This window comes from Ensifer sp. Root31, from assembly GCF_001424825.1.
Classification (GTDB): domain Bacteria; phylum Pseudomonadota; class Alphaproteobacteria; order Rhizobiales; family Rhizobiaceae; genus Ensifer; species Ensifer canadensis.
In genome coordinates this window covers 314,330-329,045 of record NZ_LMCO01000006.1, presented here as the reverse complement: position 1 = coordinate 329,045, position 14,716 = coordinate 314,330, and the positions used below count along the sequence as shown (strand labels likewise).

The window sequence follows — 14,716 nt, the reverse complement described above, 5'->3', positions numbered from 1 at the left end:
GATAAGGTCGCGGCATGTCTCCTCTAAAGTCCGCTCATTCGCGCCAACAGCAGACGGAGGCTTGCGCTGCTACTCAGAATTCGCCGCTATTGGCCTTCTACGTTTCAAAACGGCCTGTTCGAAGGCGAGAACCTAACCTGAGGGTTCAGCATAAGACGATCCGATGCTCCTAGTCGAAGTCTGCCGATTACGCTTCGACGTTGATGAACATGGTCGTCGAGTAGATATTTAGCGGCCCTTCAACCCGGCAGCAGGTTTGGACAGGCGACCCGCGACGGAAGTTACATCTCAAAATTCCAACATTCAAGATAAGTCCGCATTGGCCCGACTGCGGACGACCGCCCTCGGCAGCTTCGTGCCAATCCCGGACATTGACAAGCTCAACGCACCCCCTATCGTCGATGGCTCACTCAATTTGGTGATGGACATGACGACAGTGACGCGACATGTCGTGAAGCGAGGTGGCGGAGCTGCAGTTGAGTTATTCCAGGCTCAGCCCACCAGCGCCGCGCCTGCAGGAGCCATTCTGTTTGTCCATGGCAATCAGGGTGGCCTTCTCCTCGGTGGGAAAGAGTTTGCAGATAGCGGAGCACTGCTTCGGTTTTCGTCGGGCCTAGGCATCACGTCGGCTGCCGTCTCACAACCCGGTTTTGGCGCTTCAGACGGCCCCGCCGATTTCTGCGGTCCGGACACTCAGCAAGCGATCATAGCCGCATTATCCTATTTAAGGGAGCAGCCTTGCGTCGATCCGGACCGGATCGTGCTCTACGGCAATAGTCGTGGCGCGGTTGCTGCGGCGATGGTCGCCGCCCAGGTTGCTGATTTGCGGGCCATCGTTTTGTCCAGCGGCATTTACGATCTCAAAGCGGCGCTCGAGAATAGTTCGCGGGGTATAAGACAGGCAATCGAAAGGGAGGCGGGTCTATCTTCCGAAGCCTTTATGGCTCGCTCTGCTCTCCACCACGCTCATAAAATCCGATCGGAGATTTTGCTCCTACACGGCAGGCACGACGACCGTGCTCCTGTCGCGCAGGCTGAGGCATTCTCTGAGGCCCTGTCCGATGCTGGAGTTCCGGTTGCCCTCAATGTGTTCGAATGTGGGCATCGCATTCCGCGCGAAGATTCGCGGGCAGCCCTTCGCCCATTCCTAAAGAGAGCGTTCGATGGCGGTCCAACACGCCACTAGGGGCGATTAGGGCCGACTGTCGTCATGAAGCGAAAGCGCCATTTGCGGTCATTGAACCTGCGCCCACGTGCGTTAGGCTTGTGACAAATTCGCTGATGGAGGGCGTGATGGCGTTGACTAGCAAGATTTCCGAGTACGATTGTCGATGGCCTAACATGTTCGATGCTGAACAGGCTCGCCTTGAAGGAGTGTTCGGCACTAAGGCGGTTGAGATTCATCATGTTGGAAGCACGGCAGTTCCGGGCCTTGCCGCGAAGCCAGAAATCGATCTGTTAGTTGTGGTCTCTGATCACGGAGATGAAGCCGGAATCGATCAGGCAATGGCATCCTTCGGATATATCCGAGGAACGAACCTCTCGGACGGACACCACTTTTATCGTCGCGATGTTGAGGGCGTCCGAACCCATAAGGTCCATGTTTGCCTTGCTGGGCATTGGCAGATTTCCAGGATGCTACTCTTCCGCGACATGCTCAGGCAGGATGCCGACCTGCGGCAAGGATATCAGAACCTGAAGTTAGCGTTGGAATCTACGAACGAGCACGGTATTGGGGAATACTTAGCTCGAAAAGCCCCTTTTATCGATGCTGTTATAGGCCCTCCACCGAAGGCGCAATGAGCGCAATGGGCCGATAGCGGAACAGCGATGCCCGGCAGTTTCGCGCCAAAGAACGAACCCGCTCGCGCGGGAGGGGCGCGGGCTGAGGCGTGTGCCTCGTTGACGGTATCGGCGAGGCTTTGATCGGACCAGGGGTGACGAACGGCCGGAGTCCTCCGAGCATGAAGGGGTCAACCTTCAGCTTGAGAGGAGCATCCGATGACCGTCGTTCCTAATCCATCCGGTAGCGCGCTTCGTGAGCGCATGATCGAAGACATGTCCATGCGCGGCTTCACCGAGGCCACGCGCCGTGACTACATCCGTTGTGTGAAGGCGTTTGCCGCCTTCATCGGCCGCTCCCCCGACATGGCGACGGCTGAGGATCTGCGCCGGTTCCAGTTGCACCAGACCCGGGTGGGCATGCAGGCAGCGAGCATCAACAGCTCAGTCTCGGCGCTGCGCTTCTTCTTCACTGTGACGATCGACCGGCCCGATCTCTCGCGCCGCCTGACCGTGATCCATCAACCACGCAGGCTGCCGCTGGTTCTGAGCGTCGCGGAGGTAGTACGGCTGCTCGACGCCGCACCGGGGCCGAAGTACAAGGCTGCCCTCGGCACGGCCTATGGCGCCGGATTGCGGGTGTCGGAGATCGTGGCGCTCAAGGTGACCGATATCGACTCGACACGCATGCTGATCCGCGTCGAACAGGGCAAGGGGCGCAAGGATCGCCACGCCATGCTGTCGCCGCAACTGCTCGAGTTGCTGCGGGCTTGGTGGCGCGAAGGCAAGCGCCGCGGCGTAATGCTGCCGCAGGGCTGGCTGTTTCCGGGCCGCAACCCGATCACGCCACTCTCCACGCGGCAGATGAACCGCGTCGTCCATACCGCCGCGCAAGCCGCCAAGATCAAGAAGCGGGTGACGCCGCACACGCTGCGCCACAGCTTCGCCACGCATCTGCTGGAGCAGGACGTCGACATCCGCGTCATCCAGGTCCTGCTCGGCCATGCCAAACTTGATACGACCGCGCTCTATGCCCGCGTCGCCACCAAGACCATCCGCGCCGTGATGAGCCCGCTCGACCGGATCAGNACATCTGCTGGAGCAGGACGTCGACATCCGCGTCATCCAGGTCCTGCTCGGCCATGCCAAACTTGATACGACCGCGCTCTATGCCCGCGTCGCCACCAAGACCATCCGCGCCGTGATGAGCCCGCTCGACCGGATCAGACTTCTGACAGAGAACGAGACCAGACCGGACGCGTGACGCGTGGCGGTGAGCCGCCCGTTACTAGAGGTCGCCGATATCTTCCACCGCCATGGCGCCGCCTGGCGCGCGACCCATGCCGGTCACTTGAGCCTCGGCCAGTTGAAGGTAATGTCGGCGATCGAGAGCTGCCGCACCGCAGCCCTCGGCGGTCACGTCGAGGCATGCGAGGACTGCGGCCATAGCCGCATCGCCTATAACAGCTGCCGCAATCGTCACTGCCCCAAGTGCCAGGGTGCGGCGGCAAGGGAATGGCTCACCGCGCGCCAGGCCGATCTGCTGCCCGTCGGCTATTTCCATGTTGTCTTCACGCTACCGGTCGAGGTCGCCGACATCGCCTATCACAACAAGAGGATAATCTATGATCTCCTCTTCCGTGCCGCCTCGCAGGCCATGCTCACCATCGCGGCCGATCCCAAGCACCTGGGCGCACGCATCGGCATCACCGCCGTGCTGCATACGTGGGGCTCGGCGATGACCCATCATCCGCATGTGCACATGATCGTGCCCGGCGGCGGCATCGCGCTCGATGGTGAGCGGTGGGTGTCATGCCGACCCGGCTTCTTCCTGCCCGTGCGCGTGCTCTCAAGGCTGTTCCGCCGCCTCTTCCTGGCGAAGCTCACTGAGGCCCATGCCGCCGGCCAGCTGAAGTTCTTCGGCGATCATGCTGGCTTAAGCGAGCGCAGCTCCTTTGTTAAATTCCTGGTGCCGCTCAGAAAAAAGAACTGGTTCGTCTACGCCAAGCCACCCTTCGCCGGACCCGAGGCCGTTCTGGCGTATCTGTCGCGCTACACCCATCGCGTCGCCATCTCCAACAGCCGGCTGATCGCGCTCGATGGCTCTGGTGTGACGTTCCGCTACAAGGACTACCGTCGCAGCGGTGACGAGCGTTATCGGGCCATGACGCTCGATCCAGATGAATTCATTCGCCGCTTCCTGCTTCACGTGCTGCCCATGGGCTTCCATCGCATCCGACACTATGGACTGCTTGCCAGCGCCGGCCGCGCGGCAAATGTCGCCCGCGCCCGCGTGCTTCTCGCCGCGCCCCAGCCTGAAATCGGCCGATCCGATGATGCCGATACTGCTGCCCCACCAGACTGGCGGCCGCCCTGTCCGTGCTGCGGCGGGCGCATGATCATCATCGAGACCTTCGAGCGCGACAACCACGCCCAAGCACCGCCATCCGCCGCCTCAACAACAAAGGCCCCAAACGCCATGACCGCGACCCGCCCGTCACGCACCATTCCTGCCCAGGAACCTCATCGTCCCCGGAAGGATAACTTCGTCCGCCCGCGTCGAACGTCGCAACTAAACACACCAAATCGACCTCGCTGGAACCACCAGGCCGCAGCATGCGCGGCACCGGCGAAGTTCGCTCCGACCTCACCATGATCATTACCACCCCTCAGCCGCACTTCGGCCGAACACCACCCAACGAAAACGACAAATCCCCATAGACCGGCAACCGCGCTTTCCATCCCGCGGGTTCTTTCACTGGAGGCTTTCGGACGCCGGCCCGAGCCAGGCCAACGCGTGGAGCGCCAGCATCCGAAACCCATCACAAAAGCCGACCAACGAACCTTTGCTCTTGATGGGATTCGAACCGCTGAGAGCAGCGCTACTCTCACCTAGGTCGTTCCTAGCACATTGATTTCGTTAGAAACTGACCGATTCTCCATTGGATATTGAACTCGATGGCGCAGACGAACCACTGCGACGGAATGTGCAAGCCCACAATTGGCTTAGCGCCCGGGCGGGCGTGGCAAGGATTTCTCGATGCAATGGTACGAAACATCGAATTTTCGCTCCGGGGAGCAGATCTCTAGTCTGGACCGTCTCAACAGGAGCGTGATCAGATGGCCGCGACGATATCCGCCTACCCGCTACTGCGCTACACGCCTCGCCTGCCCGAGGTGGTGGAAGGACATCTTGAAGCGGATGATCCGTTCCGCGGCGCGGTCCTAATCCTCGGCAATTTCGACGGCTTCCATCTAGGCCATCAGGCTCTGGCGCGAATGGCGAACCAAATCGCGGCCGGCCGGCCGGTGGCGGTCATGTCCTGTGAGCCCCATCCGCGCAGCTTCTTCGAAAAGAAAACCACGCCGTTCCGGTTGGCGACGCTGGCAACCAAACGCCTTCAGATTTCCTGTTATGGCGTGGATTTCGTCTATTCGCCTCGCTTCAACCAGGCCTTTGCCAGCCTCAGCCCGCTGGAATTCGTCGATCGCTTTCTTGTCGAGGCGCTTGGGGTGCGCCATGTGATTGCCGGCCCGGATTTCCGCTTCGGCAACCGGCGCGCCGGCGACATGGCCATGCTGTCTGACCTAGGCGCCGCTCGAGGTTTCGGCGTTAGCATTGCGCCTGACGTCACTCATGCTGGCGTCCGTGTCTCCTCCACGCTGATCCGTGCGGCGATCGAGGCCGGAGACCTCGCCGGCGCAACCCACCTCATGGGACACGGCTGGCTTGTGGAGACGGAGCGTACCGACGATGGTAGTCTCCGGCTGCATCCCACCCTGTGCATGCCCCGACCGGGGCGCTATTTCGGCTCTGCCGAGGGATACAGTGAGCAAATGCGCATTGAGATTACCGCCGATCGCGCGTTCCGACCGCACGGACCACATCCGCTTGAGACCTTGAATGACATGTGGTGGCTGGAGCGACAGGTCAGCCCCAGAAAGCAGTGAAGCTGCGGCGCTATCGCGCCGTTTGAAAGGAAGACAATGACGATACAGCATCTGCCCGCTACCGCCTATGTGACCATGCCCTGGAAGAATGGCAGGGGCTCCACAGACGAGATCTGCCTGCTGCCGGAGGGAGCTTCGCGCGATGCGTTCGAACTGCGGATAAGCCGCGCAACAATTTCAACGCCCGGTGCTTTCTCCGCCTTTGTGGGAGCGGAACGAACCATCACCCTCATAGACGGTGACGGCCTCAGCCTGGAGTTTGATGATCGTACGGTGGAACTCTCGATCGGTCAGCCCTACCGCTTCGATTCCGGCCTCACGCCGATCGGCGTGCCAAGGGGCGGACCGGTACGCGTCGCCAACGTTATGGCTGCGCGGGATGTGTGGCTTCAAGCAACGGCCGAAATCCTAACGCAAAGCACTCTCCTGCAGCCGGCACCGCAAGGACTGGCCGTCGTTTTCGCGTGGCGTGGCGTGGCCGAGCTTTCAGATCCGCAAAAGACGGTCACCCTCGAGCCGGGTGACTGCGCACTCCTCGACGCACCCGCACGGTTCGCGCCCGAGGACGGAACTGCCATCCTTGTCGTGCCGCTCCTTGCGGTGTCGAGCAAGTAGCCTGGTCCTTGCGAGGCAGGACTTTCCGGCCTGCCTCCTTGCCATTCAGTCGACCGAGGCGCTTTTCTTGAAGACCTCACGGCAGCATTCGATGAAGCGCCGCGCCGGACCGGAAAGCGCCTCATTCTTTCGGTGAGCGATGATGATCGACGAGGGAAGCTGCTCACCGACCAGCGGGCGTACCACGAGTTTCATGCCATCATAGGTCATGTCCGCTGCCGGCTTGGTAACGAGAAGCGCGTAGCCGCGGCCATGCCCAACCAGGCCACGTACCATCTCGAAGGAGATCGAGCGGTAGGCGACCAGCGGCTCGACGCCGGCAGCCCGCATCACACCAACGAAGTAGTCCGCGCTCGGTGGCGCATCAAGCAACACCATAGGCTCTTCCGCCAGTTCCGTTGCTTCTATCTCCGTTTGCGAAGCAAGACGATGGCCGTCGGGCAACAGAACATAGGGCGTCAATCGGTCCAGCGGGATCTTCTCGAAGTCGTCGGCAAGGTCGATGTCGTATAACAGGGCAAGCTCGCTCTCGCCGGCGCGCAGGCTTTCGCTCAGCCGACGCTGGTCGCCCTCGACAAGGCGGATGTCGATGCCCTCCATACGCTGGATCAGCCGCGGCATGATGAAGGGGCCGAACGTGTGGAAACAGGCGACAGACAGCCGGCTTCCGGCATTCGCTCGTGCCGCGGCCAGCGACCGGGCACCATCTATCCGCATTGAGGCCCCATATGCGCGGTTTGCGTAGATAAGCGGCGATCCCGAACGGGAGATGTGCAGGTCGCGTACCTCGCACAGGAATATGTAGTGTGTCCCGACCTTTTCCGAGGTGAGCAATCTGCAGTCGAACGCAACGAGCGGGTCTATGATGCGGGGTGCGCCAGAGGGCATCGGGGACCATTCGGCACACTCGAACTTGTCGCTCACCTCTTCCTTGAAACGGCCGGCAAAAGTGTCGGAGATATAGGACTGGTCGTCTCGCAGCACGTTCACGCCGAGAACGCCGTTCTCGACGATCTTTGCGGCGGCCGGACTGAGGTGATGGACGCAGACGATCATGGTCGGCCACGCGCTGTCGGCCGATACGGAGGCCATTGCCGACACCGTTACGCCTGCGCGCCCGGCAGGCCCGTCCGTCGTGACGATGTTCACCGTACATGCGGCATGGCTCATTCCTTCGAGAAATTTGAGCCGAATGGTCTGTTCGATTTTTGTGTCCAAGCCCCGCACTCCGTCTTTGCAACTGGTTGAATGACCGCTCGAAAGCGGAAGAACGAGTGCATTGTTCCAAGACGAAGGCCGGGGGAAAAGAATGCTTTTCTGGCGTTTTGCCTCAAGAAAAACTTGGAAAGACGAGCCTATCAGCCCGCGGAGCGAGACTGCGGTATCGACGCCATACCAGGCAGGCTGCCCTCGCTGATCAATTCGCGACAGAGGCCCTCCAAGGCTTCCGCGACACGGGAGCGCTTCAGTTCCTTCAGGCTGGCAAGGCCCAGCTTCATAGGGGGATAATCGTCCTCCAGCTCGACATAGGCGAGCGGATAGCCGTTTTCCGCGCTCATGTTGCGCGGCCGAACTGTCATCATCGAGAAGCCAATCCCGGCGCCCACATATGAACGGATGGCGGCGGGAAGGCTGGTCTCGGCAACAACCCTCGGCGCAATCCCGGCGCGCTCGAACAGCGAGAGGAAGTATTGCCGGGTGAGCGGCAAATCGAGCAGGATGAACGGCTCCTGCTCGAGCTCGGTCAGTTTCAGCCGCGGCCGCGCCGCCAGCGGATGGTCGGCGGACAGGAGGACATAGGTAGGCAACTCGGCCAGCGGCACGAAGTCCATGTCGGCCGTCACGCTCAATTCATAGGTGAGAGCCACGTCGATGCGGGCGTTGCGTAGGCCCTCCAGCAACTCCGCCTCGCTTCCCTCGGTGACGTGCAACTGCACCTCGGGATAGCGCGCCACGAAGCTCTTCCAGAGCTCGGGCACGATCAACGGCGTGAAGGTCCGGAACGAACCGAGATTGATCGGCCCGGCCACCACGCCCATGGCCGAGTTCACCACGTCGTAAAGGCCCTGCGTCGTGCGCATGGCCTCCTTCGCCGCGACCAGCAGCCGCTGGCCGGCGGGCGTCAGCGACAGGCCCTGGGCGTGATGGCGCACAAACAGCTGGGCGCCGAATTCCACTTCGAGATGCAGGATCGCCGCCGAAATCGACGGCTGGGAAATGTTCACCTGCTCGGCGGCGCGGGTCACACTTCCCGTCTCCGCAGCCGCGATGAAGTAAGTCAGTTGTCGTAGGGTGAAGCGCATGGGATGTTCCTGTCCAGCCGCGACCCAGCCAGAAGGTCGGCAAAGTTATGATGCGTCCGTGGCATGCCTTTCCACGGTCAGGACGGGATATTCTGCCGCGTTGGGACAGAAATCCACATCTTTCGCGCACGGTCGCAATGCTGCGTAGAGCATGCGGGCGCATTTCCTTTCATGCGGGCAACGGTCGCACTTGCGCGCCATCTCAAAGAGCTCGTAGCGCCCGGCCGACGCCAGCGCCCCTGCGGCGTCATGAATCTCGGCCATCCTTGCCAGGCGCTCAAGCACGTCCGTCCGCTGATGCGCGGCATGCTCAACGTCTGTTGCCGTAACGCCAAAGTCGGCCGCACCGGCCCGCGTCAGTCCGTCGGTTAACGAGCCTCGACTTGATATTGCGGGTCATTCGCTCAATTGCGGACATCATCTGCTCCGGCTGTTTATCGGTCTGCTTGACATGACCACGTGCCGCACGAGAAACAAACCAGCATCTTCGGAAGCCTGGCCTCAGCATTTCCGATGCACCTTCACGACCTCTCGGCGAGGACATCAAGAAGGCGGTCGAGCATGCGGTCGCAGGCCGACAGCTGATTGGTCTCGATATATTCGTCCGGCTTGTGTCCCTGCTCCATATGTCCCGGCCCGCACACCGCCGCGGGCACGCCAAGCAAACTTTGGAAGAGCCCGGCCTCAGTGCCGAAGGCGACCTTGCATGCCGGCCCGTCGTCCTCTGTCACACGGCGCAGGAGCTGGATGACATCGGCTTCCTCGCTCGTATCGAGACCGGGATAGGCATTCACCTCCTCGATGGCGATCGCCGCCTTCGGGAAGCATTCGCGATGCGGCGCGACGATGGCCTCTGCACCGTCGAACAGGCGGGCAAGGATCTCCGCCGGGTCGTCGGCGGCGACGTTGCGGATCTCGAAGTCGATGTCGCAACGGTCCGGGACGATGTTGAGCGCTTGACCGCCGCTCATGCGCCCGGCATGGATGGTGCTGAACGGAACGTCGTAGGCCGCATCCCGTGCACCGCTTTCGGCAAGCCGCTCCTGCTCGCGGCGCAGCGCGCCCAGGAAGTCCGCACCGAGATGCAGGGCGTTCAGGGCGGTGGGCGCAAGGGCCGAATGGGCGGCGTGGCCGACACAACAGGCACGAAGAGCGACCTTGCCTTTGTGACCGGTTGCAATCCGCATGCCGGTTGGCTCGCCGACGATACAGACCATCGGCCGAGGTGCGTGGTTCGCCAGTTCCTCCAGCAAACCGCGAACGCCGACGCAACCGATCTCTTCGTCATAGGAAAAGGCCAGATGAAGCGGCGTCTGCATGTCGCGGCCGGCGGCGCGAAGGGCGGCGGCGGTCGCCGAGGCAACGAAACCCTTCATGTCGGCCGTCCCGCGCCCGTAGGCCCGACCGCCGTCAATCGAAAGACGGAAGGGGTCGCGGCTCCATTCCTGGCCCTCGACCGGTACGACATCCGTGTGGCCGGAAAGCACGACGCCGCCGCGCCCTTGTGGCCCGATGGTGGCGAAAAGGTTCGCCCGGGTGCCGTCGGCGCTTTCGACGAGCATCGTCTCTATGCCCGCCCCGTGCAGCAGGTCCTCAATGAAACCGATGAGCTCCCGGTTGGAGGTGCGACTGACGGTTGGAAAGGCAGTTAGCCTCGCCAGGATTTCAAGCGTGTTCATCACTTCATATCCGGATACGCCTCACCCCCTCCGCCACCTTGTCCCCCTCGAGAGGAGAAGACTGGGCCAGAGGAGGATGAGGGGGCACAATCGCCTCACCGACTGGCGAGGCTGCGCTACATGTCGCCAGGCACGCCGTAGCTTGGCGCGTCGGACGGGTTGAGGGCCCGGGAGACATAAGCATCCATCTCGCCTTTCCAGCGCTCCCACAGCATCGCCAGTTCGCCGATCGGATCCTCGTCGGCCCAGTCCACGCGCAGATCTGCGATTGGCCAGGCCTGATCGCGAACGAGGATCATGCCGACCGAATGGACCGGACCTTCCTCTCCGCCCGCGGCCTCGGCGGCGCGCATGGCCGCCAGCAGCCGATCCCCGAGACCACGCCCTGCTGCCGCGGTGAAGGCCGCAACCATGGCCTCCGGTACGTCCGGATCGGCCAACAGGTTGCCTGCGGCGACCACGCCCGAGCCTGTGGCGACGCGGTGGGTACCGAGCGTCCGCGTCCCGGAGAAGGATGCCGTCCGGCCCTCGGCGTCGACCAGGGCCAGCTGGCGGTATTCCAGATGTGGTGCGTCGCGCTTCAACGCTTCGAGCGCATCTGCCGCCGACAGGCCGCCTGCCATGAGATCGAGCCCCTTCGGGCCGAGCCGCGGATCTGTAATGTTCTGCGTCGCCACCGCGCCCACGCCCGCCCGGGCATGGGCGCAGCGCGCGGCGACGCATGGCGAGGAGGAGGAGACGGCAACGCCGAACATGCCGGTCTCGGGGCAACGCGCAGAAATTGAGAAGGTCATCGCGCCCCTCCCTCAGGCGGCGTCGGGAATGACGGCGGTCGCTTCGATCTCGACCACCCACTCAGGTCGCGCGAGCGCCGGCACGACGATGCCGGTCGAGCAAGGATGGACGCCCTTCATCCACTTGCCCATTTCCTGGTAGACGGCCTCGCGATAGCGGATGTCGGTGACATAGACGACGATGCGGCAGATATGCGCCATTTCGCTACCGGCCTCTTCCAGAAGCATCTTGATGTTTTCCATCGTCTTGGCGGTTTGCTTGGCCGCATCGCCGACATGCAGGCATTCTCGGGTGTCGAGGTCTTGGCTTACCTGGCCGCGCAGGAAAACAGTGGTGCCGCGAGCAACGACGCCCTGGCTCAGGTCATTGTCGAGCTTCTGCTCGGGATAGGTCTGCTTGGTGTTGAAGGGACGAAGCCGCTTATGAATCATGTCTGTCATTCCATTTTCTTGAGCCGGCAGGCCCGGCCGGTGGGTTGTTCTGGAGCAAGGGGCAGCCCGAATGGCCATCCCCCGGGGAAGATCATTCCGCCGCGGCGCGTCTGGCGTGGGCGTCTGTTTCGTTGGAGAACCAGCTTGAGATGGCGCTGTCTCCGGGCGTCAGTGTGCGCCCGCCCATCACGCGGTCCGACAGGCCGGCTGCTTCCTTGACGAAGGCAAGCGGACCGTCCCAGTCGAAATTGCGATAGACGGCGGCCAGATGGGCGAACGGCGGCGATTGGGCGAAGAGCTGGAAGGTCAGCCGGTGGCCGGCATAGTCCGAGTTGAGGAGGTCGCGAGCAAAGGCCAGCAGTTTGCGGCGATCGTCAGCGACCCATTCGTCGTTGATGCTGTAGTACTTATCGAGCCACGGCTTGGTTTCCGGGTTCTCGAAGGACGCCGCATCCGGGGTCACACAGATCTGGCCGCCGCAGAGCTCGCGGGCGATGTGCATCATCTCGTGAAGCTGCGAGCAAGCCAGTACGCGGCCCGTATAGAGCAGCGACTGGTTCGGCATCATCAGGCCGGCAGGCGAGCGTTCGCCAAGGGCGATCGCCGCGGTCAGATGCGCATTGATACCTTCGCGGTACACGGCAAGCTGGGCGATCTTCTCCTGCACCGCCTGCTGCTTGTCGAGGCCAGTCTGGCGGGCGTTGAACAGCGCCGCGCCGATCATCATGTCGGCGACCTTGAGGTTGCGCTGGACAAAGGCGAAGGCGGAATAGCGGTGCAGCGTCGCGCGGATGAATGTCGCAGCCTTGGTATGGCGGTAAAATAGCACGTTCTCCCAGGGGATCAGCACGTCGTCGAAGATCACGATCGTGTCGACCTCGTCGAAGCCGTTGGAAAGGGGGTAGTCCTTTTTCGGAGCGCGGCCGGCAAAGCCGGTGCGGCAGATGAAGCGCAGGTTCGGGCTGCCGAGATCGCAGATGAAGCCGACGGCGTAGTCGCTCAGCGCGTTATTGCCCCAGTTGGCGATGGTGGGCTTGGTGAAGGCCTGGTTGGCGTAGGCTGCGGCGGTCTCATATTTGGCCCCCCGCACCACGATGCCCGCATCGGTCTCCTTCACGACATGCAGCAACATGTCCGGATCCTGGTCCTGAGGCGCCTTCGAGCGATCGCCCTTCGGGTCGGTGTTTGCGGAAACGTGGAAGGGATCCTCTTTCAGCACCCGGCCGATGTGCGTCTCGATATTCTTGGAGAACTGCGGATCGACCTCGTTGAGCACGTCCTGCCCGTCGAAGAGCGACCACATTTCACCTACGGTCTCGTCGCCGACGCGGGTCACGACGCCACCCACCTCATTCAGCAGGTGGTCGGTCGCGCGGCGCTTGGACCACCAATCGTCCTGGGTGTAGGGCAGCGCGCTGCCGAGCGCGTTGCGTTCTCCATTCTGCACCACGGTCATGATATCGCGGTGTGCGTCCTCATGCTGCATGTCGAAGATGCGGGCCCGGATGTCCACGATCGGTTTGAACTGCGGATGGGTCGTGACGTCGCTCACGCGCTCTCCGTTTACCCATATGCGCCGGCCGTCGCGGATCGAGTCCTTGTATTGTTGACCTGTCCTGATCATCGGGATCCTCTTGGTTTTTTTTGGAAATTCTGGCTTTGGCCGCCGAACTGCTCGGGGGGCTGGCCTGTGGTAGCAAGCCGCTGCATGGACCGAAAATATGGGTTTCCGTACCCATGCAGCGGTTTTTCCGATGCCGGAATGTAGCCGGCATCGGAGCGCTTCTTCATTCGGGACGGGTTTCCCAGGCACCGTTGCGCACTTCCTTGATCTCGATCGCGACGGGGATCTGGGTCTGGCCGTTGGCGTCGAACGTCGTCTCGCCGAGCACACCGTCGTACTTGATGGCGCGGATGGCCTTGGCGAGAGCTTCCTTGTCCTCGATGCCCGTTTCCTTGATGGCGGCCAGCATGATGTTCGTCGCGTCGAAGGCGTATTTCGTATAGGGGCTGGTCTCCTCGGCGAAGGCCCGCGCCTTGTAGTCGACGTTCATCTTTTCAAGCTTTGGATTGGACTGTGCGGCCGGATAGCTCACGATGGTGCCGTCGGCCGCCACGCCGGCGAGCGTTACGAATTCCGGGTCGTAGAAGCCGGAAATACCGATCATCGGAACTTTCAGCCCGATCTCGACCATCTGCTTGCGCAGGATACCGGCCTCCGCGATGACGCCGCCGAAATAGATCGCATCCGGCGCGGCTTCACGCAGCTTGGTCAGCGTCGTGCGGAAATCAACGGTGCCGACCGGGAAAAGGTCCTTGGCGACGATCTCGCCGCCCGCCTCGGTGAAGAATGTTTCGAAGGCCGCCGTATTGGCGGCGCCGTAGTCGCTGGTATCGGCGATGATCGCGATCTTCTTGGCGCCGAGCTTGCCAACCGCCCATTCCGCCAGCGGCTTGTTCTCCGTCACCAGCGTCGGCGTGACGCGGGTGATTTCGGGCAGGTTCTGCTCAGTGATCTTCGGGCTGATCGCGCCCCAGACGACCATGGGCACCTGAAAACGATTGAATACCGGCATAGTTGCCAACGCGACCGGGCTGTTCCAATGGCCGGTCGCCGCGACAACCTCGGGATCGTTGACGAGCTTGAGCGCCGCCGACACGCCGGTCTGCGGATCGGAGGCGTCGTCGAGCGCTACCGGCTCCACTTCGTAGGGATAGCCGGCGGCATTCGCCTGTTCAATCGCCAGCAGAAAACCGTTGCGCGCACCCAGACCCTGCTGCGCATTGCCACCGCTGACCGGGCCGATGAAGCCCAGCTTGATGTGAGGCTTGTCCTGCGCCGCCACCGGCATCGCAAACAGGGCCGCAGACATCATCAAGCCGGTCGTAAGCATGCGCCGGCGCATAGTCAGTTCCTTCATTTGTTCACCCTCTTGTTGTTGTTGTTTCGGCCCGGCGGTTTTTGCCGGCATGTCCCGGAAGCGTCCTTGCCTTGGCCGTACTTGAAAGCTGCTGGATGAGGGCGCCGACAGAAAGTCGTAATTTCTGATGGCCTGGATCAGAAAACCGTTGCCAATCGCAAAGAGCTTCCGCTTGCTTCGGCCGGAATGACGCCAATAATCCCCCCGGCACGGCGCCCGGACACGAGGAAGTCTCGAAA

Annotated in this window: 12 protein-coding genes and 2 pseudogenes; 7 read left to right on the top strand and 7 right to left on the bottom strand. The window is 62.1% G+C overall.

What is annotated here, in order from left to right; all coding sequences use genetic code 11:
• Window positions 1-427 precede the first annotated feature (427 nt).
• From ASD00_RS08420 to ASD00_RS08395, 7 genes and pseudogenes are all read left to right on the top strand, one after another.
• A complete protein-coding gene (locus ASD00_RS08420) occupies window positions 428-1,186 on the top strand; it encodes an alpha/beta fold hydrolase (protein WP_057206172.1) in 759 nt (252 codons plus the stop codon).
• Between the two features lie 107 nt (window positions 1,187-1,293).
• Window positions 1,294-1,803 carry a GrpB family protein gene (locus ASD00_RS08415; protein WP_057206170.1) on the top strand — a complete coding sequence of 170 codons (510 nt, stop codon included), beginning with the start codon at window positions 1,294-1,296 and terminating at the stop codon, window positions 1,801-1,803.
• Between the two features lie 198 nt (window positions 1,804-2,001).
• Window positions 2,002-2,870: pseudogene (locus ASD00_RS08410) on the top strand (tyrosine-type recombinase/integrase); the annotation flags it as partial.
• Between the two features lie 5 nt (window positions 2,871-2,875).
• On the top strand, window positions 2,876-3,046 hold the full coding sequence (locus ASD00_RS42455; protein WP_082523495.1) for a tyrosine-type recombinase/integrase: 171 nt from the start codon (window positions 2,876-2,878) through the stop codon (window positions 3,044-3,046).
• A 9-nt stretch (window positions 3,047-3,055) separates the two neighbouring features.
• Window positions 3,056-4,204, top strand: a pseudogene (locus ASD00_RS08405) (IS91 family transposase); the annotation flags it as partial.
• A 698-nt stretch (window positions 4,205-4,902) separates the two neighbouring features.
• The gene (locus ASD00_RS08400) at window positions 4,903-5,733 is read left to right on the top strand and encodes a hypothetical protein (RefSeq protein WP_057206015.1); all 831 of its coding nucleotides are present in this window, start codon (window positions 4,903-4,905) and stop codon (window positions 5,731-5,733) included.
• Between the two features lie 36 nt (window positions 5,734-5,769).
• Window positions 5,770-6,348: a HutD family protein gene (locus tag ASD00_RS08395; RefSeq protein ID WP_057206013.1), complete on the top strand. Its 579-nt coding sequence runs from the start codon at window positions 5,770-5,772 to the stop codon at window positions 6,346-6,348.
• A gap of 45 nt (window positions 6,349-6,393) precedes the next feature.
• On the opposite strand, the gene ASD00_RS38085 is transcribed toward ASD00_RS08395, so the two are convergent.
• The 7 genes from ASD00_RS38085 to ASD00_RS08355 form a co-directional block, all read right to left on the bottom strand.
• Window positions 6,394-7,566 (bottom strand): LysR substrate-binding domain-containing protein, encoded by a 1,173-nt coding sequence (locus ASD00_RS38085; protein WP_063963238.1) that lies wholly within the window; start codon window positions 7,564-7,566, stop codon window positions 6,394-6,396.
• Window positions 7,567-7,706: 140 nt separating this feature from the next.
• Window positions 7,707-8,651, bottom strand: a complete 945-nt coding sequence (locus tag ASD00_RS08385) for a LysR family transcriptional regulator (RefSeq protein ID WP_057206011.1) — start codon at window positions 8,649-8,651, stop codon at window positions 7,707-7,709.
• A 521-nt stretch (window positions 8,652-9,172) separates the two neighbouring features.
• Window positions 9,173-10,330 carry an acetylornithine deacetylase gene (gene argE / locus ASD00_RS08375; RefSeq protein WP_057206007.1) on the bottom strand — a complete coding sequence of 386 codons (1,158 nt, stop codon included), beginning with the start codon at window positions 10,328-10,330 and terminating at the stop codon, window positions 9,173-9,175.
• Window positions 10,331-10,446: 116 nt separating this feature from the next.
• Window positions 10,447-11,124, bottom strand: coding sequence for a DUF1028 domain-containing protein (locus ASD00_RS08370; RefSeq protein WP_057206005.1), 678 nt, complete (start codon window positions 11,122-11,124; stop codon window positions 10,447-10,449).
• Window positions 11,125-11,136: 12 nt separating this feature from the next.
• Window positions 11,137-11,556 carry a RidA family protein gene (locus ASD00_RS08365; RefSeq protein WP_156585511.1) on the bottom strand — a complete coding sequence of 140 codons (420 nt, stop codon included), beginning with the start codon at window positions 11,554-11,556 and terminating at the stop codon, window positions 11,137-11,139.
• Window positions 11,557-11,647: 91 nt separating this feature from the next.
• Complete coding sequence (locus tag ASD00_RS08360) at window positions 11,648-13,180, bottom strand: 4-hydroxyphenylacetate 3-hydroxylase family protein (protein WP_057206002.1); 1,533 nt, start codon at window positions 13,178-13,180, stop codon at window positions 11,648-11,650.
• A 163-nt stretch (window positions 13,181-13,343) separates the two neighbouring features.
• Window positions 13,344-14,477, bottom strand: coding sequence for a branched-chain amino acid ABC transporter substrate-binding protein (locus ASD00_RS08355; protein WP_057206000.1), 1,134 nt, complete (start codon window positions 14,475-14,477; stop codon window positions 13,344-13,346).
• Window positions 14,478-14,716: the final 239 nt, after the last annotated feature.